This window comes from Catenuloplanes indicus (assembly GCF_030813715.1).
Classification (GTDB): Bacteria; Actinomycetota; Actinomycetes; order Mycobacteriales; family Micromonosporaceae; genus Catenuloplanes; species Catenuloplanes indicus.
This window is the reverse complement of record NZ_JAUSUZ010000001.1, coordinates 8,273,176-8,296,478: the sequence shown is the minus strand read 5'-3', so window position 1 is coordinate 8,296,478 and position 23,303 is coordinate 8,273,176. Positions and strand designations below refer to the sequence as shown.

The 23,303-nt window shown below is 72.5% G+C and carries 18 protein-coding genes and 3 pseudogenes; 4 read left to right on the top strand and 17 right to left on the bottom strand.

Annotation, left to right across the window (positions count from 1 at the left end; genetic code table 11):
* Positions 1–470 precede the first annotated feature (470 nt).
* The 7 genes and pseudogenes from J2S42_RS37230 to J2S42_RS37200 all read right to left on the bottom strand — a co-directional run bounded on the left by J2S42_RS37230 (position 471) and on the right by J2S42_RS37200 (position 7,168).
* On the bottom strand, positions 471–1,724 hold the full coding sequence (locus J2S42_RS37230) for an Hsp70 family protein (RefSeq protein ID WP_307247008.1): 1,254 nt from the start codon (positions 1,722–1,724) through the stop codon (positions 471–473).
* Between the two features lie 258 nt (positions 1,725–1,982).
* Positions 1,983–2,174 (bottom strand): annotated as a pseudogene (locus J2S42_RS42065) (helix-turn-helix domain-containing protein); the annotation flags it as partial.
* A 46-nt stretch (positions 2,175–2,220) separates the two neighbouring features.
* Positions 2,221–2,577: an STAS domain-containing protein gene (locus J2S42_RS37220; RefSeq protein ID WP_307247007.1), complete on the bottom strand. Its 357-nt coding sequence runs from the start codon at positions 2,575–2,577 to the stop codon at positions 2,221–2,223.
* Positions 2,574–3,641 (bottom strand): cobalamin B12-binding domain-containing protein, encoded by a 1,068-nt coding sequence (locus J2S42_RS37215; RefSeq protein ID WP_307247004.1) that lies wholly within the window; start codon positions 3,639–3,641, stop codon positions 2,574–2,576. The genes J2S42_RS37220 and J2S42_RS37215 overlap by 4 nt, the downstream gene beginning before the upstream one ends.
* Complete coding sequence (locus tag J2S42_RS37210; protein ID WP_307247002.1) at positions 3,638–5,248, bottom strand: SpoIIE family protein phosphatase; 1,611 nt, start codon at positions 5,246–5,248, stop codon at positions 3,638–3,640. The genes J2S42_RS37215 and J2S42_RS37210 overlap by 4 nt, the downstream gene beginning before the upstream one ends.
* A 123-nt stretch (positions 5,249–5,371) precedes the next feature.
* Positions 5,372–6,151 (bottom strand): exodeoxyribonuclease III, encoded by a 780-nt coding sequence (locus J2S42_RS37205; protein WP_307247000.1) that lies wholly within the window; start codon positions 6,149–6,151, stop codon positions 5,372–5,374.
* Positions 6,152–6,166: 15 nt separating this feature from the next.
* Positions 6,167–7,168, bottom strand: coding sequence for an Acg family FMN-binding oxidoreductase (locus J2S42_RS37200; protein WP_307246998.1), 1,002 nt, complete (start codon positions 7,166–7,168; stop codon positions 6,167–6,169).
* Between the two features lie 213 nt (positions 7,169–7,381).
* On the opposite strand from J2S42_RS37200, the pseudogene J2S42_RS37195 reads away from it, so the two are divergent.
* A pseudogene (locus J2S42_RS37195) lies at positions 7,382–7,435 on the top strand (hypothetical protein); the annotation flags it as partial.
* A 116-nt stretch (positions 7,436–7,551) separates the two neighbouring features.
* A complete protein-coding gene (locus tag J2S42_RS37190) occupies positions 7,552–8,097 on the top strand; it encodes a Rossmann-fold NAD(P)-binding domain-containing protein (RefSeq protein WP_307249331.1) in 546 nt (181 codons plus the stop codon).
* 2 nt (positions 8,098–8,099) lie between these two features.
* Here J2S42_RS37190 and J2S42_RS37185 read toward each other — a convergent pair whose 3' ends face one another.
* On the bottom strand, positions 8,100–8,666 hold the full coding sequence (locus J2S42_RS37185) for a dihydrofolate reductase family protein (RefSeq protein ID WP_307246996.1): 567 nt from the start codon (positions 8,664–8,666) through the stop codon (positions 8,100–8,102).
* Between the two features lie 393 nt (positions 8,667–9,059).
* Here J2S42_RS37185 and J2S42_RS37180 point away from each other — a divergent pair, with 393 nt between their 5' ends.
* A complete protein-coding gene (locus J2S42_RS37180) occupies positions 9,060–10,031 on the top strand; it encodes a helix-turn-helix domain-containing protein (protein WP_307246994.1) in 972 nt (323 codons plus the stop codon).
* A 103-nt stretch (positions 10,032–10,134) separates the two neighbouring features.
* Here the strand turns inward: J2S42_RS37180 and J2S42_RS37175 are convergent, their stop codons facing one another.
* Complete coding sequence (locus J2S42_RS37175) at positions 10,135–10,473, bottom strand: Imm51 family immunity protein (protein WP_307246992.1); 339 nt, start codon at positions 10,471–10,473, stop codon at positions 10,135–10,137.
* 138 nt (positions 10,474–10,611) lie between these two features.
* Between J2S42_RS37175 and J2S42_RS37170 the strand changes: the two genes are divergently transcribed.
* Positions 10,612–11,133, top strand: a complete 522-nt coding sequence (locus J2S42_RS37170; RefSeq protein ID WP_307246990.1) for a hypothetical protein — start codon at positions 10,612–10,614, stop codon at positions 11,131–11,133.
* Here J2S42_RS37170 and J2S42_RS37165 read toward each other — a convergent pair.
* From J2S42_RS37165 to J2S42_RS37130, 8 genes and pseudogenes are all read right to left on the bottom strand, one after another.
* On the bottom strand, positions 11,111–13,048 hold the full coding sequence (locus tag J2S42_RS37165; RefSeq protein ID WP_307249248.1) for an ABC transporter ATP-binding protein: 1,938 nt from the start codon (positions 13,046–13,048) through the stop codon (positions 11,111–11,113). The genes J2S42_RS37170 and J2S42_RS37165 overlap by 23 nt on opposite strands.
* Positions 13,049–13,415: 367 nt before the next feature.
* Positions 13,416–14,750, bottom strand: a pseudogene (locus J2S42_RS37160) (ABC transporter ATP-binding protein); the annotation flags it as partial.
* 188 nt (positions 14,751–14,938) lie between these two features.
* Positions 14,939–15,580 (bottom strand): response regulator, encoded by a 642-nt coding sequence (locus J2S42_RS37155; protein ID WP_307246988.1) that lies wholly within the window; start codon positions 15,578–15,580, stop codon positions 14,939–14,941.
* 562 nt (positions 15,581–16,142) lie between these two features.
* Positions 16,143–17,720 carry a methyl-accepting chemotaxis protein gene (locus J2S42_RS37150; RefSeq protein ID WP_307246986.1) on the bottom strand — a complete coding sequence of 526 codons (1,578 nt, stop codon included), beginning with the start codon at positions 17,718–17,720 and terminating at the stop codon, positions 16,143–16,145.
* 75 nt (positions 17,721–17,795) lie between these two features.
* The gene (locus tag J2S42_RS37145; protein WP_307246984.1) at positions 17,796–18,800 is read right to left on the bottom strand and encodes an NAD(P)-dependent alcohol dehydrogenase; all 1,005 of its coding nucleotides are present in this window, start codon (positions 18,798–18,800) and stop codon (positions 17,796–17,798) included.
* A 124-nt stretch (positions 18,801–18,924) separates the two neighbouring features.
* On the bottom strand, positions 18,925–19,662 hold the full coding sequence (locus tag J2S42_RS37140) for a LamG-like jellyroll fold domain-containing protein (protein WP_307246983.1): 738 nt from the start codon (positions 19,660–19,662) through the stop codon (positions 18,925–18,927).
* A gap of 175 nt (positions 19,663–19,837) precedes the next feature.
* Positions 19,838–20,224: a DUF6401 family natural product biosynthesis protein gene (locus J2S42_RS37135; RefSeq protein WP_306831054.1), complete on the bottom strand. Its 387-nt coding sequence runs from the start codon at positions 20,222–20,224 to the stop codon at positions 19,838–19,840.
* A 131-nt stretch (positions 20,225–20,355) separates the two neighbouring features.
* The gene (locus J2S42_RS37130; RefSeq protein WP_307246981.1) at positions 20,356–23,298 is read right to left on the bottom strand and encodes a M14 family metallopeptidase; all 2,943 of its coding nucleotides are present in this window, start codon (positions 23,296–23,298) and stop codon (positions 20,356–20,358) included.
* Positions 23,299–23,303 lie beyond the last annotated feature (5 nt).

Here is a 23,303-nt window from a genome sequence, read left to right as displayed (position 1 = left end):
CGGAGACCCGGCGGAAATCTGAAACCGGCGGGCGGAGTCCGGGGCGCAGCGGAACCGCGGCCGAAGGGGCAAAAAGGGTGGCACCCGCCCGGAGCCAGGGTTCCACGAACTCCTGACAGAGACCGGCGGCCGGCGGGCGCGGCGGAAACCCCGGCCGGCCAGCGCACGATCCGGCCGGAACCGGCGGCCGGACAGTGCAGGAACCGGCCGGAACCGGCGGCCGGACAGCGCAGGAACCGACCGGAACCGGCGGCCGGAGAACACAACACCCTGCGAAGGCCGGCGCCCGGGGCGCGGCGCGGTGGAGACCGGTGACCGGCGGAGGTCGCGTGGTCCTTCCCGGCCACGGCGGGACCGGCTCCGATGCCGCGGGCGGAGCGGAGCGCCAGCGGAGTCGGAGCCCTCGGCGAGGTTGGCCCGCGGGAGCGTACGGGCCGCAACCGGGCCGGAAGCGGGAAAATCGCCTTCCGTCAGTCCTTCGGGGTTTTGAAGGCGTTGCGGACCGCGCCGAGCCAGCGTCGCTGCAGGTGCCGAAGTCTCGGCTGGGCGACCGGGACGCGGAAGCTCTGCGCGGCCTGGCCGGCGCGGGTGACGTGGCCGGACTCCGGCGTGATCGCGACGACCTGGGAGAGGTCGCCGGTCTCCTCGTTGCGGCTGAGCCGGTGGTAGGCGAGCGCGCCGACCGCGACCGGGAGTTCCGGCTGCTCCGGGACCGACGGCGTGGTGCCGAGCCGGGCGTAGAGGCGCGCGGAGACCAGCGGCATCCGGCTCGACCCGCCGACCAGCATCAACGAGTTCAGCAGGAACGACGACACGCCGGCCGCCTCGACCACGCGCCGGGTCTCCTCGACCGCGCGGGCCACCAGGGGCTCCGCCACGTGCTCCAGTTCCTCCCGGGTCAGGTGCAACGGCCGGTCCCAGCCCGGCACCCGGACCGTCACGGCCGAGTTGCGGGACAGCGCCTCCTTCGCGCCGCGCACCTCGGTGCGGAAATCCTGGCGTGACCGCAGTTCCACGGCCGTACGCGGGCGGAACAGCCGCTTCCACGTCTCCGGGTCGCGGCGGGCCAGATGCCGGCGCAGGTGGTCGAGCAGCGCCAGGTCGATGTCGACGCCGCCGAGGTCGGCCAGGCCGCCGGTGCTCGCCACCTGCCAGCCGTTGATCTCCCGGCGCACGACCGTGACGTCCAGCGTGCCGCCGCCGAAGTCGAAGACCGCGATCGAACCACCGAACGGTACGTGGTGCCCCTCCACCTGCGTGCAGTAGACCGCGGCCGCGACCGGCTCCTCGAGCAGCCGCACCTCGCCCATGCCGGCCCGGCGTGCCGCGTCCGTCAGCATCTCCCGGTGCTGCCGCCCCCAGCCGACCGGGCAGGTCAGCAGCGCGCCGTCCGGGTTCACCCCGGCCATCCGCGCCTCGTGCGCGACCCGGGACAGCACCGCGCTGAGCAGCAGCACCACCGGCACCTCGACGCCGCCGAGCGGGATCGACCCCTCACCGACACGCCGCTTCGGGTGCGGTTCGAACCGGACCGGATCGTTCGCACCGAGCCGGGTCGCCTCCAGTCCGGTCACGATGTTGCCCTCGGCATCCAGGTAGACGCCCGAATCCATGAGCGAATACCCGTCGAACAGCAGCGTGCGAGGCGCTTCCCCGGGCTGCCCGACGACCGCGACCGTGTGGGTCGTGCCCAGATCCACCGCCAGCTGCGACGGACTCTCCACTGCTGTCTCCCCCACCCGTTCCCGGCCAGCGCGCCGCCGCGCCGCCGGGATGGTACCCACGGACCCAGCCCCGCAGCTAGAGACCACACTGATGGGTGATCAACTTAAGCGACGACCACCGCACCGACCGTCATCCCTCCCGCGCACGCTATCGAAATCCCGGCCCGATCACATCCCGTGAGCGGGGTGGAAAACTGAGCGGCCGCTCAGGAGGGGTGTTGTGGCCGCCGGGTGCTCGGGTCCTGCGGACGACCGGTACCGGGTGCGGGCGGCGGTAAGGTCGTGTGCACCGCCCGGCAGCGCGGGTGAGGCCGGGATCCATTCCCCGTGCGGGCCTCCGCACACGTAACGCCATGCGGTCGCCAGCCCGACACCGAACCCGTCGGCGAGGCGGGCCTACGTGTCGCCATAACGCGGATGCGCCAGGGCGAGCGGGACTTGGACGCGGGGTTGTGAGACGCCGGTGAACCGAGGCCGCGACGCAATCCGGCGAACCTCAGGAATGCGCCCCGGCGCGGTCGTCATCGTGCGCCGCGGTACCCAGCACCGAATCCAGCCCGGTCACCTCAAGGATCCGGCGCAATTGGGCGGTGATCCCCGTCATCGCAAAAGTGGCCCCAAGACCGCGGGCTTCCTGGCTGATATGAATCAGCGCGCTCAACCCCGATGAGTCGCAGATGTACAGCCCGGACAGATCGAGGGAGAGTGACGAGATACCCGGGGTGAGGGCTCGGCCGGCGTGGTCGACTAATTCTTCGGCGGTGTCGAAGTCGAGGTCGCCGGAGAGGGACAGGATGACTGTCGTCTTGTCCGGGTGACTTTGGTGGATACGTAGCGGGGAATCGTCGATCATCGCTCCGGCCTTGTGATGTCCTGGCCCGGAGAAATACCCGTGGCCAGTTCCGCTAAACCCGATTTCAACAGTTCCCCGGCGCGGGGGAAGTCGCGGAGGTCGGTGCTGAGCAGGTCGAGGCAGACCGTCAGTGCCGAGGCGGGGACGCCGCGGGCGGCCAGCACCGCGGCGGTCCAGGTGAGGAAGTCGGTGAAGACCGTGGCGTCGTCGACGTAGAGCGCGGCGGCGAGGAAGTCGACGATGTGCGTTACGTCCTCGGCGGTCGCGTCGGCCTGGCGGGCGTCGTAGGCGCGCATCGGCGGGTACGCGTCACGGAGCCGGTCCAGCACGCCGGAGATGATCCCGTGGCGTTGCCGGACGAGCTGCGTGTACTCCTCGTCCGCGAGGTGGGCCAGGTCGTCGTGCGGGGCGCGGGCCGGTGGGTTCCAGCCGGAGTCGAGGATGTCCGCGGCGTCGGTGGCGGTCGCGGCCCAGCCGTCCGCGCCGAGCAGGCGCGCGTGCCGGCCGTCGGCGCCGAAGCCGCGGCCACCGGCGAGCACCGGTACGCCCACGGCCTGGCACGCGGTGAGCGTGGCGTGGGCGCGCGGCAGCCGGGTGGGTAGCGCGCAGCTGAGCGCGACCACGTCCGGACCGGTCTGGTGCAGGTGGGTGACCAGGTGCGGGCCGGGCACGTTCGCGCCGAGGAAGTCGACGCGCCAGCCGCGCAGCCGCAGCACCTCGCCGAGCAGCCGGGGCGGGAGCGCGTGCCATTCGCCGTCGGTGCAGGCGACCGTGATCCGGCCGAGCGTGGGCCGGGGTGCGGCGCGGGCGACGAGTGCGGCTATGGCGCGTTCGCTGGTGGCGGTGGCGCCGTGCTCGCGCGCGACCGACCACTCGTTCGCCGCCCACAGCTCGCCCACGCGCACCTGGGCGGGCGCGATCAGGCCGAGCAGCAGCTGCTCGGGGTCGGCGCCGTTCTCCCACAGCGTGAGCACCAGGTCGGTGGCGCCCCATTCGTCACCGGCGCCGATGAGTTCCAGGTACTGCTCGTCGACGCCGTGCCGCAGCGGCGTGGTCGCCGTCATCGGGCACGCCGGAAGCTCGCCGGATGGTATCCGTTCTCCGATATGCGCGGTGGTACCCGCACGGCCAGCATCGCGATGTCGTCGTGCCCGGCACCGTTGATCCAGTCGGAGACGAGCTGTTCGAGCCGTTCCACGACCGCGGCCGCGGGCATGTCGCGGCAGCTGGCGAGCGAGTCGGCGAGCCGGTCCTCGCCGTAGGCGTCCCGGCCGCCGACGCCGCCGCGCGCCTCGAACAGGCCGTCGCTGTAGAGCAGCAGCAGGTCGCCGGGGCCGAGCCGGACGGTCGCGGTCTCCACCCGGATCGGGCCGGTGACGCCGATCAGCGTGCCCCTGGCCGGGACCGCCTCGACACCGCCCCGGGCGCGCAGGATCAGCGGTGGCGGGTGCCCGCCGGACGCGGCCGTGACCCGCCAGCCGTCACCGTCGCGGACCATCGAGGCCAGCACCATGGTGACGAACCGGGTGCGGTCGCGCGGGTCCATCAACGCCTGGTTGAGCACCCGCAGCAGCGGTTCCGGGCGGCCCTCCAGCAGCCGCAGCGCGCGCAGCGTCTGGCGTACCTTGCCGGCCAGCACGGCCGCCTTCGGTCCCTTGCCGACCACGTCGCCGAGCACCACCATGGTCTCCGCGTCCGTGCCGGACGGGGAGAGCGAGGGCGTGCGCGGGTACGCGTCGTAGAAGTCGCCGCCGATCCGGGCCGCGTCCTTGGCCGGCCGGTATGCCCCGGCCAGCTCCAGCCCGTCGATGTGCGGCAGGTCCGGCGGCAGCAGGTCGGCCTGCAGGATCGCGGTCGTCTCCACCTGGTCCTGGTAGAGCACGGCCGCGGAGATCGCACCACCGGCCCGGGCCGCGAAGATGCGGGCCTGCAACTCCTCGGACTCGGCGAACGCGCCGGGTGCACGCCGGGCCAGGATCAGCGCGCCGGCCGGCACACCGTTGCCGGGCAGCGGCGTGACCAGCAGCGCGCCGATCTCGCCGAACCCGGCCGGAAGCAGCGACGCCGGCACCTGGGTCTGGTCCAGCCAGCGGCTCGGCACCGGCGGGAACCCGGCGAGCGCCTCGGACAGGCCGGGCACGCTCTCCGCGTCGCGTTCCTTCATCACGCCGGTCTCGAAGCGGCTGCCGGTGACCGCGCGCACCCACTCGACCCGGTGCCGGGCCGGGGGCAGCACGACCACGGCCGCGTCCGCCAGGTGCGCGGCGGCCAGCTCGACCGTGGTGCGCACGCACCGGCCGCGGTGCAGCGAGGCGGAGAGCCGGCGGCTCGCCTCGACCAGGAACGCGGTGCGTTCCCGCTCCTCGGCGATCGCGGCCAGGCGGGCCGTCTCGTCCGTGCAGTCGTGCACCGTCCACACGTCGTGTGCGTCGTCGACCGGCTGGCGTCGTCCCCGCAGCGGGCGCCCGTGCAGCTCGCGGTCGAACGAGTCCGGGTCGTCGGTGATCTCCCGGATGGTGAGCAGGCCGGGCAGCAGACGGTGCGCGGCGGCGTTCGCGAGCAGTATCGTGCCCTGGTCGTCACAGAGCAGCACCGCTTCCGCGGTGGCATCGAGTACGGCGTGCAAGAGGTGGGTCGGCGGTGGCGTGCTGACGTTCCGTATCCCCGTCACGGCGTTCTCCTCCGGTTCCGGGTGTCGGTTTTGCGTCGTTCAGCGCGGTCAACGGCCAGCCTACGCCCTACTTGCCTGGCGGCAACTGTCGCGCCTAACGGTGACGGTTCTCACCGCAACCCGTTACAGATCGATGTCGACGACGATCGGCGCATGGTCGGACGGCCCCTTCCCCTTGCGCGCCTCGCGGTCGACGTACGCGTCGGTGACCCGCGACGGCACCGGCTCGGTCGCGTACACCAGGTCGATCCGCATGCCCTTGTTCTGGTGGAACATGCCCGCGCGGTAGTCCCAATAGGTGAACGGCCGGTCTCCCTTGAGCGGCCGCGGCACGATGTCGTGCAGACCGCGACGTTCGCGCAGAGCGGCCAGCGCGTCCCGTTCCGGCTTCGTCACGTGGGTCGAGCCGGCGAACACCGCGGGGTCCCACACGTCGTCGTCGGCCGGGGCGACGTTGAAGTCCCCGCAGACCGCGAGCGGAGCCGGTTCGCGCTCCAGCGCCTCGGTCAGCCGGGCGAGCCAGAGCAGCTTGTACGCGTAGTGCGGGTCGTCCGGAGTGCGGCCGTTCGGCACGTAGACCGACCAGACGCGCAGCCCGCCGCAGGTCGCGGACACCGCGCGCGTCTCCTGCGCAGCCTCGTCCGGAAAGCCGGGGTCGCCGTCGAAGCCGGTGCGCACGTCGGCCAGCCCGACGCGGGACAGTACGGCCACGCCGTTCCACCGGCCGTCGCCGTGCACGGCGGCCTCGTACCCGAGCGCAGTGATCTCCTCGTGCGGGAACTGCCCGGCCGAGACCTTGAGCTCCTGCAGGCACAGCACGTCCGGCCCGGTCGCCGCCAGCCACTCGAGCAGCCGGGGCAGACGGGCCTTGACGGAGTTGACGTTCCAGGTGGCGAGCCGCATGGGTCCCACAGTGCCCTATGCCGGGATGATCACGCTCTCCACGGTGCGGCGTGGCGTGGTGGCGCCCGGGTCCGCGTAGCCGATCCGCACCACCATCTGCGGCGGGCCGGACCGGCCGAGCGCGAGCCGCAGCTGCTCACGTGCGGCCGGCACCTCGATCGGCTGCGACACCATCGACGCGGCCAGGCCCGCGTCGGTGATCGTGAGCAGCAGCTTCTGCAGCGCCTGACCGGCCGCGATCTGCTCGGTCGCGGTGTCCGCCGGTGAGCCGAGCACCGCGACCAGCGGCTCCGGCTCCGGGGTCGCGTCCCGGTCCGGCACCGCGCCGCGGAAGTCGCGCCGGGGCAGGATGTCCGTCGGGTCCGCCTTCGGTCCCGCGGCCTCCGGCGGCACGCCGTCGAAGGACGGCGCCGGGCGGGTCCACGCCTCGATCTCCGCGCGGTACTCGTCGTTGCGCCGCAGCACCCGGTCCGCGCTGTGCGCGATCTCCGCGACCGCGGTCACGGCCGGGGTGCCCACGATCAGGTCGAGCCAGCCGCCCTCCGAGCGCACCGCGTCCAGCATCCGGGCCCGGATCGACGCCGGCACCGGCTGCGCCGAGAACCGGCCACGCGTGCTCCGCCGCCTCGGCACGGCCGCGAGCAGCGCCAGCTCGGTCCGCGTGGGCGGCCGGGGCGGGCCCGGCACCAGCCGCGCCACCAGGTCCGCCTCGCCCGGCACCGGCCGGATCACGCCGTCCGCCGGCCGCCCGCGGCCGGCCAGCGCCAGCCGCGCGTTGCCGAGCGCGGCGCCGCACGCGATCCGCACCGCCCAGCCGGTCGGGTCCGCGATCGGCAGCCGCCGCGCCGGGTCCGACCGGATCTCGATCGCGCCACCGGACAGCCGAAACCGCCACGGCTGCGTATTGTGCTGCGACGGCGCCCGCACGGCCGCGGCGACCGCGGCGGCGAGATCCTCCGCCCGATAGCCGTCCGGCGCCGTGGGGGCGGCGTCCGCCGCCGGCGAGATCCGGACCATGGCACACCTCCTGAACGTGTTCCCTCCACTCTGACCTGCGCTGCGAGCAGCATTCAGGGCCGAAAGACCTTTAATGATCCGCCCGCTTCCGGCATGGCCGGGTTCCGCACGCTCCCACGGGCACCGGTCGTCGACGGCACTCCTCCCCGCACGTCTCGTCGTGGGTGACGGCGCCGCATCGAGTCCGGACAATGCGTCCATGCAGGTTGTCGCGTGGTCGGTGGAAGCGGTCTCATCGGGGCACATGTCGTCAGCGTGCTGACCGCGCGGGGGCACGACGTCACCGCCGTGGCGCGCACCGCCCGGCCGGACGTGCAGCGTGTGCTGGACGCGGGGACCGCCTCGGTCGCGGACCTGCGCGCGCTGCTGCGCGGTACGACGGCGTGGTCTACGCGGCGCGGACGGACGAGCAGAAGCCGGTGCCGAGACCGGCCCACCCGGCGTTCCGGGCGAACATGGTCGACCCGCTGGTCCGGCTGTTCACCGCGACCCGCGCGGAGGGGCTGACCCGGGGCGTGCTGATGGGCTCCTACTACACGTGTTTCCACCGGCTGCATCCGGAGTGGCGGCTGCCGGAGCGGGGCGGCACCGCCGCGGTCTCCGCGCGCAGCGTCGCCGAGACCGCGGCCGACGCGCCGGACCGGGGCGGCGGCGCGGACCTCCCGGTCGCGGACGAGAACCTGACCTGGCGCGAGCTGTTCGCCCGGATGGCCGCGGCGACCGGCCGCGCCCGGCCGGTCCGCCGTCTCCCGGGTTCCGCGGTCACGCTCCCGGCCGCGGTCGGCGGCGCGCGCACCAGGCTGGCCAGCCGGGAGACCGGCCTGGACATCGCCGCGTTCGCCCGGCTCGCGCGGCGCAACCTGTACATCGAGCCGGTCAGCGGCCGGTCCCTGGACGCCGCGATCCGCGAGACCGTGCACGCGGGCTGAGTTCAGCGGACCACGTCGAAGACCTGCTTCTGGATCCCGTTGCCGTAGACCTCGTGCTCGGCGAGCCGCAGCGCCGTCAGGTCCTTGTCGGCCGTGCTGAACAGGCGCTTGCCGGCGCCCAGCAGCAGTGGGAAGACCAGCAGGTGATAGCGGTCGACCAGCCCGGCGTCGGCGAGTGCGGCGCCGAGCGTGGCGCTGCCGTGCACGATGATCGGGCCGCCCTCGGTCTCCTTCAGCGCCGCCACCTCGTCCAGCGAGCGCAGGATGGTCGCCGGCCAGCGCTCGTCCGGCGCGGCCAGCGTGGTGCTGACGACGTACCGCGGCATGCTGTTGTAGCCCTTGAAGTCCTCGGTCATGGTCGGCCAGACCGGGGCGAACGCCTCGTAGGACCGGCGGCCGATCAGCATCGCGCCCGCCTCGTCCTGCTCACGAGCCTTGATCTCGTACGCGGCCGGGTCGAACTCCACGCCCTTGAACGTCCAGCCGGAGTTGCGGTAGCCGGGCTCGCCGCCCGGCGCCTCCATGACACCGTCCAGCGACACGAACGCGGTGACGATCAAGGTACGCATCAGAGTCTCCTCACGTAGGTTGCTGATGCTACGTCGAACGGCACCGGCACCTACTCGACATGCCCCACGGATCACCGAGGACGTGTCCGAAAGATCACCTATGTCGACCCGACGGGGAACGAAAGCGGGTCCGGCGGCGTGCCGGCGGAATAAGAAAAGGGCGATTAATTGCATTTCGATTTGCGTGGTGGTCAATCGCCAGACGCCTCAAAGCGATTGTCCTTTGTGCCCCCCAGCCATCTGCCACCTGGCTGATCGCGGCACCGCACCACCCCCGTTTTAGCAGCTAGACGACATGATCCCGGATCTCGTCAACCGTACCTCGGACAGAGGGTTGCGCCCCGCCTGTAATCGTGGCAATACTCGTTGTCTGAGCAGGAGGTGGGCGTAGTCATGACTGATCTTGGGTGGCGAGAGGCAGCGGACGAAAGAGAATTCCGCGCCACGCTCAAAACGCTACAAGAAAAGCGCGGCCTGAGTAACAAGGACCTTGCCGCGGCCATGCAGTTCCACCCGTCGTACGTGAGCCACATCGTCAGCGGCCGCTGCGCACCCACGCCGAACTTCGCGATGCGCGCGGACGCGGTGCTCGGCGCGGACGGTGAGCTGCTCAAGCTCTGCGCCAAGGCGCGGCACGGCGAGCCCGGCGACCCGGCCCGGCGCGCGGTCATCGCGCGCGAGGCCGAACTGCCGGCGGCCGGCACCTCGGAGCTGATCGTGGAGCGCGAGGAGGCCTCGGTCCGCTACGACGAGACGTACCGGCGCTACCAGATCTCGATCCGCCGGCACCTGCTGAACCGCACGTCCGCGCCGGTCACCTGGTTCCCGGCGCACGTCGCGCCGGACGCGTCCCCGGACGACTACCAGGCCGCGAAACGCCTCTACACCGCACAGCCGATCAGCGACCGCGACCTCGGTTTCTACGCCCGGTACAACGGCCGCCCGGTCACCTGGGAGGTCGAGCGGGTCAGCGAGTGGCGCCGCGACATCGCGATCCGCTTCCGCCGCTTCGGCCTGCACGAGCCGATCTATCCCGGCGAGCGCGCCACCGTCGAGTACGGCTACCGCCTCCCGGAGACCCACTGGGGCGACTGGTTCGAGCGCGAGATCCGATGGCTGACCAAGCAACTGGTGGTCCGCCTCGAATTCCCCCGCCACCTGTCCATGCACGTCGCCGGCGAGTTCTCCTCGATGAGCGGCGACCGCCCCCTCGACCCACCCGCCACGGTCACCCCGCTCGGCGACCTGGACCGTTTCGAGTGGCGCAGCGACACCCCGCTCAAACCGGGCGTCTCGGTCCGCTTCGCCTGGACCGTCACCGCCGCCACCCCGGCCCGCCGCCACGATTTCCTGGTGGCCGCCTGACCGTCACCCACCGCCGGCCCGGGCGCCCCGCTCCGGACGCCGCCCCACCATCCGCGACAACGGCGGCAGCCACCCGCCGCCACGTGGACGTCGGCGAACCGCATCAGTCGTCGAACTCGAAGCCCTGCGCCTCCGCGTTCGTGACGATCAGGCGGGCGCGGACCGCGTCGGTGGCGACCGAGGCCAGGTGGGTGGCCAGTTCCTCCAGCGCGGCACGGTCGGCGCCGTAGGCGCAGAACATGCTGCCCTCCGGGTCGTAGCGGAAGCGGCCCTCCAGGTGCGGGGCGTCGGAGCGGACGACGAGCTGTGCCACGCCCTCCCAGAAGTAGCCGTTCGGCTCGTGGCCGAGCTCCTCGATGACCTCGTCGACCGGCGTGCTGCCGGCGTGCAGGATCAGCGAGTAGGCACCGGGCTTGGTCTCGATCAGACTCAATGGATCCACCGGACCATGGTCGCATCCCGGGTCGGCACGCCGGGAGATCCGATTGGCGAGTCCACCCGCGCGGGGTCGGCTGATCGTCCGCGGCGGGTGGTGGCGATGGCGTACGCTCGCGGCGCACCGAGCAGGAGGAGAAACGACGTGACCAGCGCATATTCCCCGGTTCCCGAGCTCAACCGGCTGATGGACCTCCAGGACGAGGTGGGGTACGGCGAGTACGCCGACGGCTTCAGCCTGGACGACTGGGACGACAAGTCCGGTCTCGAGGCCGGCTGGTCGAAGGATCCGGAGTTCCTGGCCGCGCTGATCCCGTTCGCGCGGGCGACCGACGGCGGCTCGTTCTACGCGCTGTGGAAGGTCGACGACCGGGCCGATCTCGCCACGCTGCCGGTGGTGGTGTTCGGCGACGAAGGCGGCCAGCACGTGGTGGCCCGGAACCTGCGTGAGCTGTTCCGGATCGCCACGTTCGACGCGGAGCCGATGGTGGACTGGGACGGCGTCACGTTCTACCGGGCCGCGGACGACGCGCACCGGGATTCCCACGAGGACTTCGTGGCCTGGCTCGGCGAGGAGCCGGTCACCGACCCGGGCGCGATCGTGGCGGCCGCCCAGGCGGAGTACGGCGAGCGCTTCGCCGCGTTCACCGCGCGGTTCCTGGAATAGCGGATTCCCAGGTGGCGAACATCGCGGCGTAACGGCCGCCGGCGGCGATCAGCGCGTCGTGCGGGCCGGACTCGACCACCCGGCCGTCCTCGACGACCAGGATCCGGTCCGCGCGCCGCGCCGTGGAGAGCCGGTGCGCCACCAGGATCGCGGTGCGCCCGGCCAGCAGCCGGTCCAGCGCGGCCTCCACCCGCAGCTCGGAGCGCAAGTCCAGGCTGGAGGTCGCCTCGTCCAGCACCACGATCCGCGGCTCGGCCAGGACCGCGCGGGCCAGCGCGATCAGCTGCCGCTCGCCGGACGAGACGGACTGGCCGCGCTCGTGCAGGAAGCCGTCCAGGCCGACGCGCGCGACCAGGTCGTCCAGCCCGACCGCGGTGACCGCGTCCATGATCTCGGCGTCGCCGGCGTCCGGCCGGGCGAACGCGAGGTTGTCCCGCAGCGACGCGGCGAACAGGAACGGCTCCTGCGGGACCACGCCGACCTGCCGGTGCAGCGACGGGAGCGACACCGTGCGCAGGTCGTGGCCGTCGATCTCGACCGTGCCGGACACCGGGTCGTAGAAGCGCGCCACCAGCTTGGCGATCGTGGACTTCCCGGCGCCGGTGGGTCCCACGCACGCCACGGTCTCCCCCGGCGCGATCCGCAGCGACACGCCGGTCAGCACCGGACGCCCGCGTTCATAGGCGAAGTCCACAGCGGCGAACGTGATCTCGCCGCGCACCTCTGGAAGATCAAATTCCCCCGAGGGTACGCCGGGCGGCGTGCTCAGCAGGCCGCGCAGCTTGCCGATCGCGGCGCGGGCCTGCTGATAGTTCGTGTACAGCTGGACCAGCTGCTGCACCGGCAGGAAGAACGCGTTCAGATAGAGCACGAACGCGGTCAGCTCGCCGATCGACAGCTCGCCGCGCAGCACCATCCGGCCGCCGATCCAGAGCAGCGCGGCCAGTCCGAGCAGCCCGATCACGGACGTGCCGGGGCCGTAGACCGCGTTGATCCGGCCGGTCGCGTCGTTCGCGTCCCGGTACGCGCCGACCACACCGCGATGCGCGAGCACGTGCCGGTGCTGCTGGCCGTACGCGGTGATCACCCGCACGCCGTAGAGGCTCTCGGACAGGTGCGCGAACATCGCCGCGATGCTGTCCCGCTGCCGGTTGTAGGTGTCGTCGGCGGCACGCCGGAACCACAGCGTGAGCGCGAGCAGCGGCGGCACCACGATCAGGAACGTGAGCGCGGCCAGCCCGGCGTCGTAGCGCACCAGCACCGCGGTGACCACGACCATGGTCAAACCCTGGATCAGGAACTGCGCGAACCCCTCCTGGAGCAGGTGTTGCAGCGCCTCGACGTCCGAGGTCATCCGGGTCATGGTGACGCCGGCCCTCTCCCGCGTGTAGTAGTCCAGCGACATCCGCTGCAGCTGGGCGAAGACGCGGACGCGCAGGTCGCGGGTGGCGTAGGCGGCCAGCCGGCCGCTCTGCCGGATCCGGGCGCCGGTCGCCACGCCGGTGAGCACGACCGCGAGCAGGAACGCGACCGCGCTGGCGACCAGCACCGGGGCGCTGCGGGCGACGATGCCGTGGTCGATGCCGATCTGCACCAGGTACGGCCCGGACTGCAGCAGCAGCGCCTCGGCCAGCACCGCGACCGCGGCCACGACCAGCAGGCGCGGGCGGCGGGACAGCAGCGACCAGAGCGAGACGCGCCCGCCGTCCGGCGCGAACGAGAACGGCTCGTGCGCGGGCCGCACCGGCGGCTCGGTGGCCTCCAGCCGGGCCACGCCGTCGGCCAGCTCGGGCGGGATTCCGGCGAACGGCAGGCCCTGGTTGCGCGCGGCCTTCCCGGCGCCGCTGCCGGAGAAACCGCCGGGCGAGCCCGACCCCGGGCCGCCGCCGGGACCGCCGAAACCACCGCCGAACATGCTCACGCGGTCTCCTCGGCGGCGGCGAGCGCCGTCTCGTCCGCGGTCGCGCGGGCCGTCTCCTCCGCAGCAGCGAGGGCCGTCTCTCCGCGGTCGCGAGGGCCGCGAGCACCGCGGCGTACCGTGGCTCGGTCCTCAGCAGTTGATCGTGGGTGCCGTCCGCGACGATCCGGCCGTGGTCGACCAGCAGCACGCGCCGTGCCAGGGCGATGGTGGCCGGCCGGTGCGCGACGATGATCGTGGTGCGGCCGCGCAGCAGCCTGCGCAGCGCCTCGTGGATGCGGTGCTCGACCGCGACGTCGACCGCGCTGGTCGCGTCGTCCAGCACCAGCACCGGCGGGTTGACCAGCAGCGCCCGCGCGATCGCGACGCGCTGCCGCTGCCCGCCGGAGAGCGTGTAGCCGCGTTCGCCGACCACGGTGTCGTACCCGTGCTCCAGGGCCTGGACGAAGTCGTCGGCCCCGGCGGCGCGCGCCGCGGCCCGGACCTCCGCGCGGCTCGCGTCCGGCCGGCCGAACGCGATGTTCGCGTGCACCGTCTCGGAGAACAGGAACGGCTCGTCCGGCACGATCCCGATCTGGTCGCGGAGCCGGTCCAGACGGTAGTCGCGCACGTCCCGGCCGTCGATCGTGACGGATCCGCCGGTCACGTCGTAGTAGCGGGCGATCAGCCGGCCGATCGTGGACTTGCCGGACCCGGTCGCGCCGACCAGCGCGACCGTCTCACCGGCGCGGACGTCGAGATCGAGGCCGTTCAGCGCGCGGGTGCCGTCCGGGTAGTCGAACCGGACGTCGTGGAACCGCACCGCACCGCTGATCGCCGTGTCGAGTCCGTCCGGCGGCGACTCGATGTCCGGCCGGGTGTCCAAGATCTCGTAGATGCGCTTCGCGGACGCGGCCGCGCGCTGCCCCAGCATGATCATCATGCCGAGCATGCGGAACGGCGGCTGGAGCATCAGCACGTACGAGTTGAACGCCACGATCGTGCCCACGGTGGCGCTGCCGTCGATCACCATCAGGCCGCCGAGGAGCAGCACCAGCGCCAGGCCGAACCGCGGCAGGTTGTCCAGCACGGGATTCCACCGGCTGCGGATCGCCGCGTCGCGCATGTAGACCCAGCGCACCCGGTCCGCGGCCGTGGCCAGCGCGTCCACCTGGCGCTGCTCGGCCGCGAACGACTTGACGATCCGTACGCCCTGGATGTTCTCGTCGACCACGGTCGCGAGCCCGGCCAGCCGCGCCTGGATCACCCACGACACCGGGAACATCGCCCGCCGCATGCGCAGCCCGAGCACACCGATCAGCGGCATCGTCGCCATCGCCACGCACGCCAGCGGCACGTTGATGGTCAGCATCAGCCCGAACGCGACCAGCGCGATCGCGCACTGCACCACGATCGACGGGCCGAACGCCAGGTACATCTGCACCGCGCGAATGTCCGCACTGGACCGGGACATCAGCTCGCCGGACTGCACCCGGTCGTAGAACGCGTACGGCATGCGCATCAGGTGCGTGTAGACGATGGTGCGGAGGTCGTACTCCATCTCGTACGCGGTGCGCAGCAGATACAGCCGGGCCAGGAAGTTGATCACGCCTTGGGCCAGCGCCAGCCCCATGATCTGCCAGACGAACGGCTCCAGGGCGGCCGCGCGCGCCACCAGCGCCGTGTCGATCCCGCGCCGTACCAGATCCGGGATCTGCACCTGCACGATCAGCCCGGCGAACGACAGCACCAGCGACGAAACCAGCAGCCCCCGGTGCGCCCGCACGATCGGCGCGGCCCGCCGCAGCCAGCCCTTCGTGACATCCGGATCGATCCCGGCCCTGGGCGCCCGCCGTGGTGACGAGTCGGTCACTTATCGTCCACCATGGGCCCAGCTTAGGGCCTGGGTCAGCCCTTGTGCTCGCCCAGCAGCCGGGTCGCGAGGACGGCGGCCTGGGTGCGGCGCTCGAGACCGAGCTTGGCCAGGACGCTGGAGACGTAGTTCTTCACGGTCTTCTCGGCCAGGAACATCTTGCCGGCGATCTCCCGGTTCGTCAGGCCCTCCGCGACGTACTCCAGGATCCGGCGCTCCTGCTCGGTCAGCGACCGCAGCTCCCGGGGCTCCTCCACGCCGGTGCGGATGCGCTCCAGCACCCGCTGGGTGACGGCCGGGTCGAGCAGCGACTGCCCCTGTGCCACCCGGCGCACCGCGTCGACCAGGTCATTGCCGCGGATCTGCTTCAGCACGTAACCGGACGCACCCGCCATGATCGCGGCGAACAGGGCCTCGTCGTCCTCGTACGACGTCAGGATCAGGCCCTTGATCGAGGAGTCGACGGCCCGCACGTCCCGGCACACGTCGATGCCACTGCCGTCCGGCAGCCGGCCGTCCAGGATCATCACGTCCGGCCGCAGCGCCGGAATCCGCCGGGCCGCCTCCTGAGCCAGGCCGGACTCACCGACGATCTCGATGTCATCGGCCGCCCCGAGGAGGTCGGCGATGCCACGGCGCACGACCTCGTGGTCGTCGAGCAGAAACACACGAATCACCCCTCCTTTCTACCGGGCCGGACGGGAACCGGGACAGGGCCGAAGGTCCCTTCGGAAGATCAAAATCTCGATGTTCCCGCTTCCGGCGCGGCACGGTCCGCATGCTCCCGCGGGCAACGGTCGTCGCTGCGCTCCTCCCTGCCGGTTTCGCGGGACAAGAGCCAAAGCCGGCACGGTTGATCGCGGTGCCGGCCGATTACTCGCGGCGGAGGCGGTGCGAGGCGCGCGGCGGGCCGGCAACCAGAAGAACGCCCAGCGCAAGCGACACCGCACAGCGAGCAGCGCGGCACAGCGAGCAGCGCGGCACAGCGAGCAGCGCGGCACAGCGATACCCACCACGCTGCGCTGCTGCCCATTGAGCCACCGCGATCGTGCAGGCCGTCCACGCTGTCGAAGCCGACCGCCGCACAGGATGGAAGGCGCAACGGCAGCGGCCTGAGTAACACCTGCGGTGGCGGTTGGCAGCTCGTCAGCACGTCCCCTGCGAGAACACGCATCGCGTGGTGACGCCCGGCGTGGCTGCGGCGGATGCCCGGAACGGCCGGGCATCCGCCGGGAGTGGTCAGTAGCGGAAGCCGGACACCGCGGCGCGCAGGTCGCCGGAGATCCGGGCCAGGTCGCCGGCGGCGGTCTCGGTGGCGTGGGCGGCCTCGCGGGTGGCGGCCGTCACCTGCACGACCTCGCCGATCTGGCTGCTGATCTGGGAGGTGCCGCCGGCGGCGCGGTTCAGGTCGGACGTCATGCCGTTCGTGGTGGCGCTCTGCTCCTCGACGGCGGACGCGATCGTGTTCTGGTAGTCGTTGATCCGGCCGATGATCTCGCCGATGCCGGAGATCGACTCGACCGCGGTGCGCGTGTCCACCTGGATCGCCTCGATCCGGCGGCTGATCTCCTCAGTGGCCTTCGCGGTCTCCTGCGCCAGGTCCTTGACCTCGCCGGCGACCACCGCGAAGCCCTTGCCGGACTCGCCGGCGCGGGCGGCCTCGATGGTGGCGTTCAGCGCGAGCAGGTTCGTCTGGCCGGCGATCGCGGTGATCACCTTGACCACGCTGTCGATCTCCGCGGAGGACGTGTCCAGCTTCGTCATCAGTTCCTCGGCCTGGGACGCGACCCGGACCGCGTCCGCGGCGACCTGGGCGGCCTCGGTGGCGCTGACCGCGATCTCGCGGATCGCGGCGCCCATCTCCTCGGCGCCGCTGGCGACCGCGCTGACGCCGGCGGTCACCTCGCCGGCGGCCTCGTCGATCGAGCTGACCCGGCCGGATGCCTCGTCCGTGTTGCTGGACAACGTGCCGCTGGCCCGCTGCAGCTCGGTGGACCGCTCGGCCAGCCCGGTGCTGGCCTCCGCGAGCGTACGCACGGCTGCGCGCATCTGCGCGTTCGCCTGGTGCACGGCCCGGGACATCCGGCCGATCTCGTCACCGGCGGTGTCGGCCGGGCGTTCGGTCAGGTCACCGGCGGCCATCGCGGCCAGCACCGACTCCAGCCCGGCCAGCCGCCGGACCAGGCCGCGCGCCACCAGCAGCGAGAACGCCGCGGCGAGCACGACACCGGCGACCAGCACAATAATGATCACGGTACGGGCCTGGTCGGCGGTGCGGCGGGCAGCGGCCGCGGTCCCGGTGGCGTGCGCCTGGGACAGCTCCTTCAGCGCGGTCAGGTCCTCCATCGCGGTGACGATGGACGGGTTCAGCGTGCTGCTGCGGAACGCCTGCCACTCCTCGAGCTTCCCGGCCTGCTTCAGCGCCGCGGACTGCTGCCGCAGGTCCAGGTACGTCGCCCAGTTGTCGGTGAACGTGGCCATCGCGGCCCGCTCCGCGTCCGTCACGGTCAGCCCGGCGTACTCGTCGATGCGCACCGACACCTGGTCGAGCATCGCCGCGGTCTCCTCCGCGTACGCCTTGACCTTCACCGGGTCGGTGCCGGTCAGGTTCGACAGGCTGGCCCACCGGGAGTGCCAGATCAGCTGCTCGATGTCCTGCACCACGCTCAGCGGCCGCAGCGCCTCGTCGTACACCGACTCGGCGCGGTCCGCGATCGCGGACATCCGCACCACGCTCAGCCCACCGACCACCAGGGCCACGACCAGCGCGACCGCGGCCGTGGCCAGCAGGCTGGTGCGCATACTCAGGGACCGCATTCTCCCGCCACCTTCTACCTCATGCCGGTACTTTCCCCTCCGTTCGGCGCAACTCCGGCAATGCTGAGCACAAGGTCACACCACGGTCAGCACCAGCTTGGCCCGGGTGTGCTCCTGCTCCAGGTGATGGACCGCCTCCGCGGCCGCGGCCAGCGGATACGTCTTCTCGATCACCGGGCGGACCGCGCCGGACTCGATCAGGTCACGGAGCGCGTCCAGGTACGCCGCGCGCGGCCGGATCTGCAGCGGGAGCAGCCGCTGCGGGCGGGCGGCCCGGGCCAGCAGCCGCCCCTGCACCTGGATGGTCATCGGCCCGAACAGGCTGCCGCCCTCGAACACACCGCCGCCGGCCAGCAGCAACGTGCCGTCCGGCGTGAGCGCGCGCCGGCAGTCCGCCAGCGTGCGCCGTGCGGCCAGGTCGAAGACGACGTCCCAGTGCCGGCCGAGCGCCGCGAAGTCGGTGCGTGTGTAGTCGATGACGTCCGACGCGCCGAGCGAGGAGATCAACTCGACGTTCCGGGTGCTGCACACGCCGGTCACCTCCGCGCCGATCGCGGCCGCGATCTGCACCGCGAACGTGCCGACGCCACCGGAGGCGCCGTTGATCAGCACTCGCTGGCCGGCCCGCACACCGGCCAGGTCGCGCAACCCGTACAGCGCGGTGCTGCCGGCCAGCGGCACGGCCGCGGCCTCGACGAACGTCAGATCGGCCGGCTTGGCCGCGAGGCTGGTGGACGGCGCGACCGCGTACTCCGCGAACGCGCCACCGGCGTCGCCGAGATCGCCGTAGACCTCGTCGCCGGGCGCGAACCGCTCCACCCCCGGCCCGACCGCCTCCACCACGCCCGCGATGTCCCGGCCACGGATCGGCTGCTTCGGCCCGCGCCGCCCGAAGATCGCGGGTGTGGCCAGCCGGGCGATCCACGGGTCACCGCGCATGATGTGCCAGTCGGCCGCGTTGACCGCGGCGGCGTGGACCCGGACCAGGACGTCGCCGGGCCCGGCCGCGGGCATCGCGACCTCCCCGACCTCGAGCACTGCGGGAGCGGCTCCGTACCGCTGCTGCACGATGGCCTTCATGACTACCGACGGTAGGCATCGCCCCGGACCGAATCCATCGGGGAGTTCCCTGGCGTCTCCCCTCGGGGACGTGCCGCCCGGCGCGGGCCCGTGTCGTGCCGGTGGGCCCGCGCCGGGTGGTCGGTCAGCCGACCGCGACCACCACGTCGTCGATGGCGCCGCCGAATGCGGTCTGCTTGGCGTTCAGGTTCTGGGCGCCGATGCGCAGCGGGAGGTTGTTGCTGATGCTGACGCTGGACGGGACCGCGACCGAGCCGCGGTTCTGGCCGTCCACCCAGATGATCAGCTGGGTGGCGGTGCGCTGGCAGGTGACGGTGTGCCACTTGTTGTCCAGCACGCTCTGCGAGGACTTCGCGATGTAGCGCTTCGCGCCCTTGCCGGCACCGGCGATCACGCAGGACGGCAGCTTCTTCTTGCCGCCGATCTGCAGCTTCCACTGGCCCTGCGCGTCCGCGACACCCTTCTGCAGGATGTTCGACTCGCTGCCGACCGCGGCGGCGGTGGCGGCGAGCGTCAGGCCGTACGAGAACGGCTTGGTGCCCGGGTCGAGGTCGGAGTCGTCGCCGCCCTCGAGGAGCACGCGCGGGCACTTGGCCGCGTTCGCGGCGCAGCGGACCGGGAACGCGAGCGCGCGCCCGGACCCCTTGGTGACGTAGCGGACCGCGCCCCCGTCGGCCGCGCGCATCTTCAGCGGCAGGCCGCGCCCGGACGCGTCGTTGACGGTGCTGGCGGCGCTGTCGAACGTGTACTTCGCGACGATCGTGGACGCGGCGGCCGCGGGTGCGGCCGGTGCGGCGGTCGCCGCGGTGGCCGGCAGCAGCGCGAACGCGGCCGCGGCCAGCAACATGGTGGGAACCTTCATGCGGGCAGAGTAGTTTCGTCCCTTTTAGCGGCAAAGCTGCCGTGCCGTTCCCGAAAGGACGACAAACCAGATTCACACGATATGCCGGAAAGCACGACACCGGAAAAGCACGACGCCGGAAAAGCACGACACCCCGCCGCGGCCGCAGCCGGGCGGGGTGTCGGGCACGAGAGGGTCAGAGCACGGCGGCGTCCTCCGCCAGCATGCACACCGCGACCAGCCGGAGCAGGTGCCACTCCGCGGTCAGCCAGTCCAGCGGCGCCACGTGCGCGCCGCCCGGGTCCGGCAGGAACCGCCCGGCCCGGCGCGCGGCCGCCGCGATCGACCGGCCGTAGGCCGCGAGCGCGGGCGCGTCGATCGCGCGCCCGGCGTCGCGCAGCGACTCACGGACCGCGGCCGCGTGCTGATCCACCGCGGCGAGCAGGCCGGCGTTGGCGTAGGCGGCCGTGATGCCGTCGACGCCGACCCGGGCCATGACCTCGTCCAGGAAGAGCAGGTCGGCGTTGAGCAGGAGCTCGGCGTCGAGGCCCTGGGCGGTCACCGCGGGGATGTCGTTGTTCATGCCGTGAACGTTAGGCAGTAAACACGCTGAGTGGTAGACGGGTAACTGAATGACAACCAACTGCACCCGGACCGGCTACCGATGCCACGGAAAACAGCCAGAATGCCGACAAAGTTCTAAGGTGTGCGCGGTCACCGTACCCCCGAACGGGTCCTGGGCTTGATCTTCAGGTGCGTCATGGCACGCCGCACCAGGTCGTCGCGCGCGGCCGGGGCCAAGCCCTCCAGGCCGAAGCCGAGCAGGACCGTGTCCGGCGTGGTGACCACCGCGCCGTCCTCGAACACCCGCGGCGTGGCGGTCCAGCCCTCCGGCGCGGTCCAGCCGGCGAGGCCGTCCTCGAACGACGTGGCCGACACCGTGCTGCCGCCGACCATGACGGTGGCGTCGTCGACGAACACGCCGAGGCCGGTGGTGCCCCAGTCGGTGACGTACGTGATGGCGACCTCGACCTCGGACCCGGCGTATCCGGACAGGTCCACGGTCCACCGCTGCCAGCCGCCGGACGCACCGGTCGCCGCATGCCAGCGCCCGGTGGAGGCGCACGCGGCACCGTCCTCGGTCAGGTAGCGGCCCAGCTCCGGGTGCAGCTCCACCGGACAGCTCTCGCCGGGCGCGGTGCTCGTCCGGCCACCGGCCTCGGGCAGCGTGGTCCATTCGTCCGTGCCGGCCCGCCGCGCCTCGACGATCAGGAAGTCCCAGTTCTTCTCGATGTCGTACGACGTGGCGAACCGCAGCGACGCGTGCTTGCCGGCCGGCACCGTGACCCGGCGGCTGAGCCGCTGGTAGGCCGCGTCGTGCCGGCCGCTCCACACGTAGCGGTCGCCGGTCGCCGGGCCGTACGGCGCGGCGCCGGGCCGGTCCCAGCCGACCGGCACGTGCGAGTAGCCGCGCGTGCTCAGGAACGTGGCCGTGTGCTTCTGCCCGTCGTCCAGCGTGCCGGTCCAGCCGCGGAACGCGCCGCCGGTTCCGGTCAGCGGGTGCTTCTGCACACCGCCGGCGTACGTGTACGCGCCCAGCCAGTACTGCAGGAAGTCGTTGGACAGCCCGATGCACGCGGCCGAGCCGGCGTCCGTGCACTCCCCCGGCCCGGTCTGGTGGTACACCGCGCCGCCGTTGAGCGACTGCGGGTAGAACGCGTGCTGCCCACCGGCCAGCAGCTTGCCGCCCTCGTTGAGGTAGTCGCGGACCGCCAGCTCGGTCGCGGCCGCGGCGCGCGTGGTGGTGCCGTTCGGCTGGCCCTTGGCGCGCGGGATCACGTCGTCGCCGGTCTCCCAGACCACGGCCCGGTAGTGGGACAGCACGCCGAGGTGGTGCGGCGCGGTCCGGCCGCGCGCGTCGACGTCGTACACGTCGGTGTCGAAGCCGGCCCGGCCCAGCGACTCGGCATGCGCCGCGGCGTACCGGGCGGACGTGCCGGCCTGGTCCGGGCTGGTCCCGGTGACGTCCTCGGCCGCGAGGAGGAGCACGTCACCGCCGATGTCCTCGGCGACGGTGTAGCCGAACCGCCCGCCGGTGACCGTGACGCCGTCCTTCTCGCCGCTGAACCACACCTCCACCCGGTCGCCCGGCCGCTGGGCGGGGACGGTGCCGCGCAGCTCGGTGAACCAGCGGGTGCCGTCGGTGCCGTAGCGCTCGCCGCCGGTCCACTCCCGGGCCGGTGCGGTCCCCGGCGTACCCCCGTTGATCCGGTAGTGCAGCGCGACGCGCTTCAGCCCGCGGCGGGCGGTCACGGCCACCGGCTGGGACGTGCCGTACGAGACGGCGAACGGGTCGGCGGTGAGGTCCGGCGTGCTGTGCGTCAGCGCCGGGTCCTTCGCGGCCGCGGCGACCGCGAGCGCGAACGGCACGTTCTTGGTGAACTCCGCCGAGATCAGCCGTTCGTCGTCCGGGAAGATGAAGTCGCTGGCGCAGTCCTCGGCCCGCCACCGGTCGTCCGGCACCGAGTCGGCCGCGACCTTGCAGGTGGACATCTCCGGCGTGAACCCGAGCGTGCCGTAGCGCTCCGCCGCGTGCGAGTCCGTGTCACCGTTCGTGGTGTAGAGCTCCGCGGCCAGATCCGGGTCGTAGCCCGGCACGGCCGGGTGCGCGTCGTCACCGGCCAGCGCGCGGTAGATCACGTCGTCCGGCGACGGCGTGGCGACCTGCCAGCCGACGCCGTAGAGCAGCAGCTGCGCGGCCGAGTGGTAGTTGACGAAGAACTCGAATCCGACGCGCGCGAACAGCCCGTCCAGCGCGCGCGTCTCCGGCTCGGAGGCGGCCGCGGCACCCCGGTACGTCTCCGCGGCCGGGTCGCCGGACGAGCCCTCGTCGTCGTACCCCCAGCGGTAGCCGAAGTTGCGGTTGAGGTCCACGCCGTCGCCGGGTGCGATCCGGCCGTCGCCGTCGTTGTCCCGCAGGTTCTTGCGCCAGAGCCGGTTGCCCTCGGTGAACGTGTGGTCGTAGCCGTCCGGGTTCGCGACCGGCAGGAACCACAGCTCGGTGGTGTCCAGCAGCCGGGTGATCTCCGGGTCGGCGCCGTAGCCGGTGAGCACGTGGTGGTAGAGCCGCCGGACCATCTCCGGCGTGATCCACTCTCGGGCGTGCTGGGCGCCCGCGTAGAGCACGGCCGGGCGTTTCCCGTCCGGCACCCGGCGCGCGTCCGCGGTCACCTTCACCGCGAGGATCGGCTTTCCCCGCACGGTACGGCCGATCGTCTCCACTTTCGCCAGGTTCGGGTACCGGGCCGCGGTCGCGGTCAGCTCGTCGCGCAGCCCGCCCGGCTCGCTGTACGACCGGTACGCGGTCCACCCGGCCCGCGCCTGGGCGCGCAGCGCGTCCGAGGCCCGCTCACCGCGCACGGTCCGCGGCGTGAGCCGGACGCCCCGCGCGGCGAGCCGGTCGGCCTGCCGCCGGGTCAGCACCGCCTCGACCGCGCCGGCGCCCTCGACGTCCAGACCGGAAGCGCGCATGCGGTCGGCCTGGACGGGTGTCACCGTGCCGGTGTAGACCTCCAGCTGCTCCGCCCCGGCGTCCGCGCGGGCGGGCCCGGCGGTGCCGATCGTGACGGCCAGCGCGAGCACCACGGCTGCTCTCATGCGTA

What these genes read in the sequence shown, in the direction of transcription:
- J2S42_RS37165 (WP_307249248.1), bottom strand. Translation starts at nt 13,048, where the DNA reads ATGTTCGGCGGTGGTTTCGGCGGTCCCGGCGGCGGCCCGGGGTCGGGC.
- J2S42_RS37215 (WP_307247004.1), bottom strand. Translation starts at nt 3,641, where the DNA reads ATGACGGCGACCACGCCGCTGCGGCACGGCGTCGACGAGCAGTACCTG.
- J2S42_RS37180 (WP_307246994.1), top strand. Translation starts at nt 9,060, where the DNA reads ATGACTGATCTTGGGTGGCGAGAGGCAGCGGACGAAAGAGAATTCCGC.
- J2S42_RS37145 (WP_307246984.1), bottom strand. Translation starts at nt 18,800, where the DNA reads ATGAAGGCCATCGTGCAGCAGCGGTACGGAGCCGCTCCCGCAGTGCTC.
- J2S42_RS37150 (WP_307246986.1), bottom strand. Translation starts at nt 17,720, where the DNA reads ATGCGGTCCCTGAGTATGCGCACCAGCCTGCTGGCCACGGCCGCGGTC.
- J2S42_RS37140 (WP_307246983.1), bottom strand. Translation starts at nt 19,662, where the DNA reads ATGAAGGTTCCCACCATGTTGCTGGCCGCGGCCGCGTTCGCGCTGCTG.
- J2S42_RS37130 (WP_307246981.1), bottom strand. Translation starts at nt 23,298, where the DNA reads ATGAGAGCAGCCGTGGTGCTCGCGCTGGCCGTCACGATCGGCACCGCC.
- J2S42_RS37205 (WP_307247000.1), bottom strand. Translation starts at nt 6,151, where the DNA reads ATGCGGCTCGCCACCTGGAACGTCAACTCCGTCAAGGCCCGTCTGCCC.
- J2S42_RS37220 (WP_307247007.1), bottom strand. Translation starts at nt 2,577, where the DNA reads ATGATCGACGATTCCCCGCTACGTATCCACCAAAGTCACCCGGACAAG.
- J2S42_RS37185 (WP_307246996.1), bottom strand. Translation starts at nt 8,666, where the DNA reads ATGCGTACCTTGATCGTCACCGCGTTCGTGTCGCTGGACGGTGTCATG.
- J2S42_RS37200 (WP_307246998.1), bottom strand. Translation starts at nt 7,168, where the DNA reads ATGGTCCGGATCTCGCCGGCGGCGGACGCCGCCCCCACGGCGCCGGAC.
- J2S42_RS37135 (WP_306831054.1), bottom strand. Translation starts at nt 20,224, where the DNA reads ATGAACAACGACATCCCCGCGGTGACCGCCCAGGGCCTCGACGCCGAG.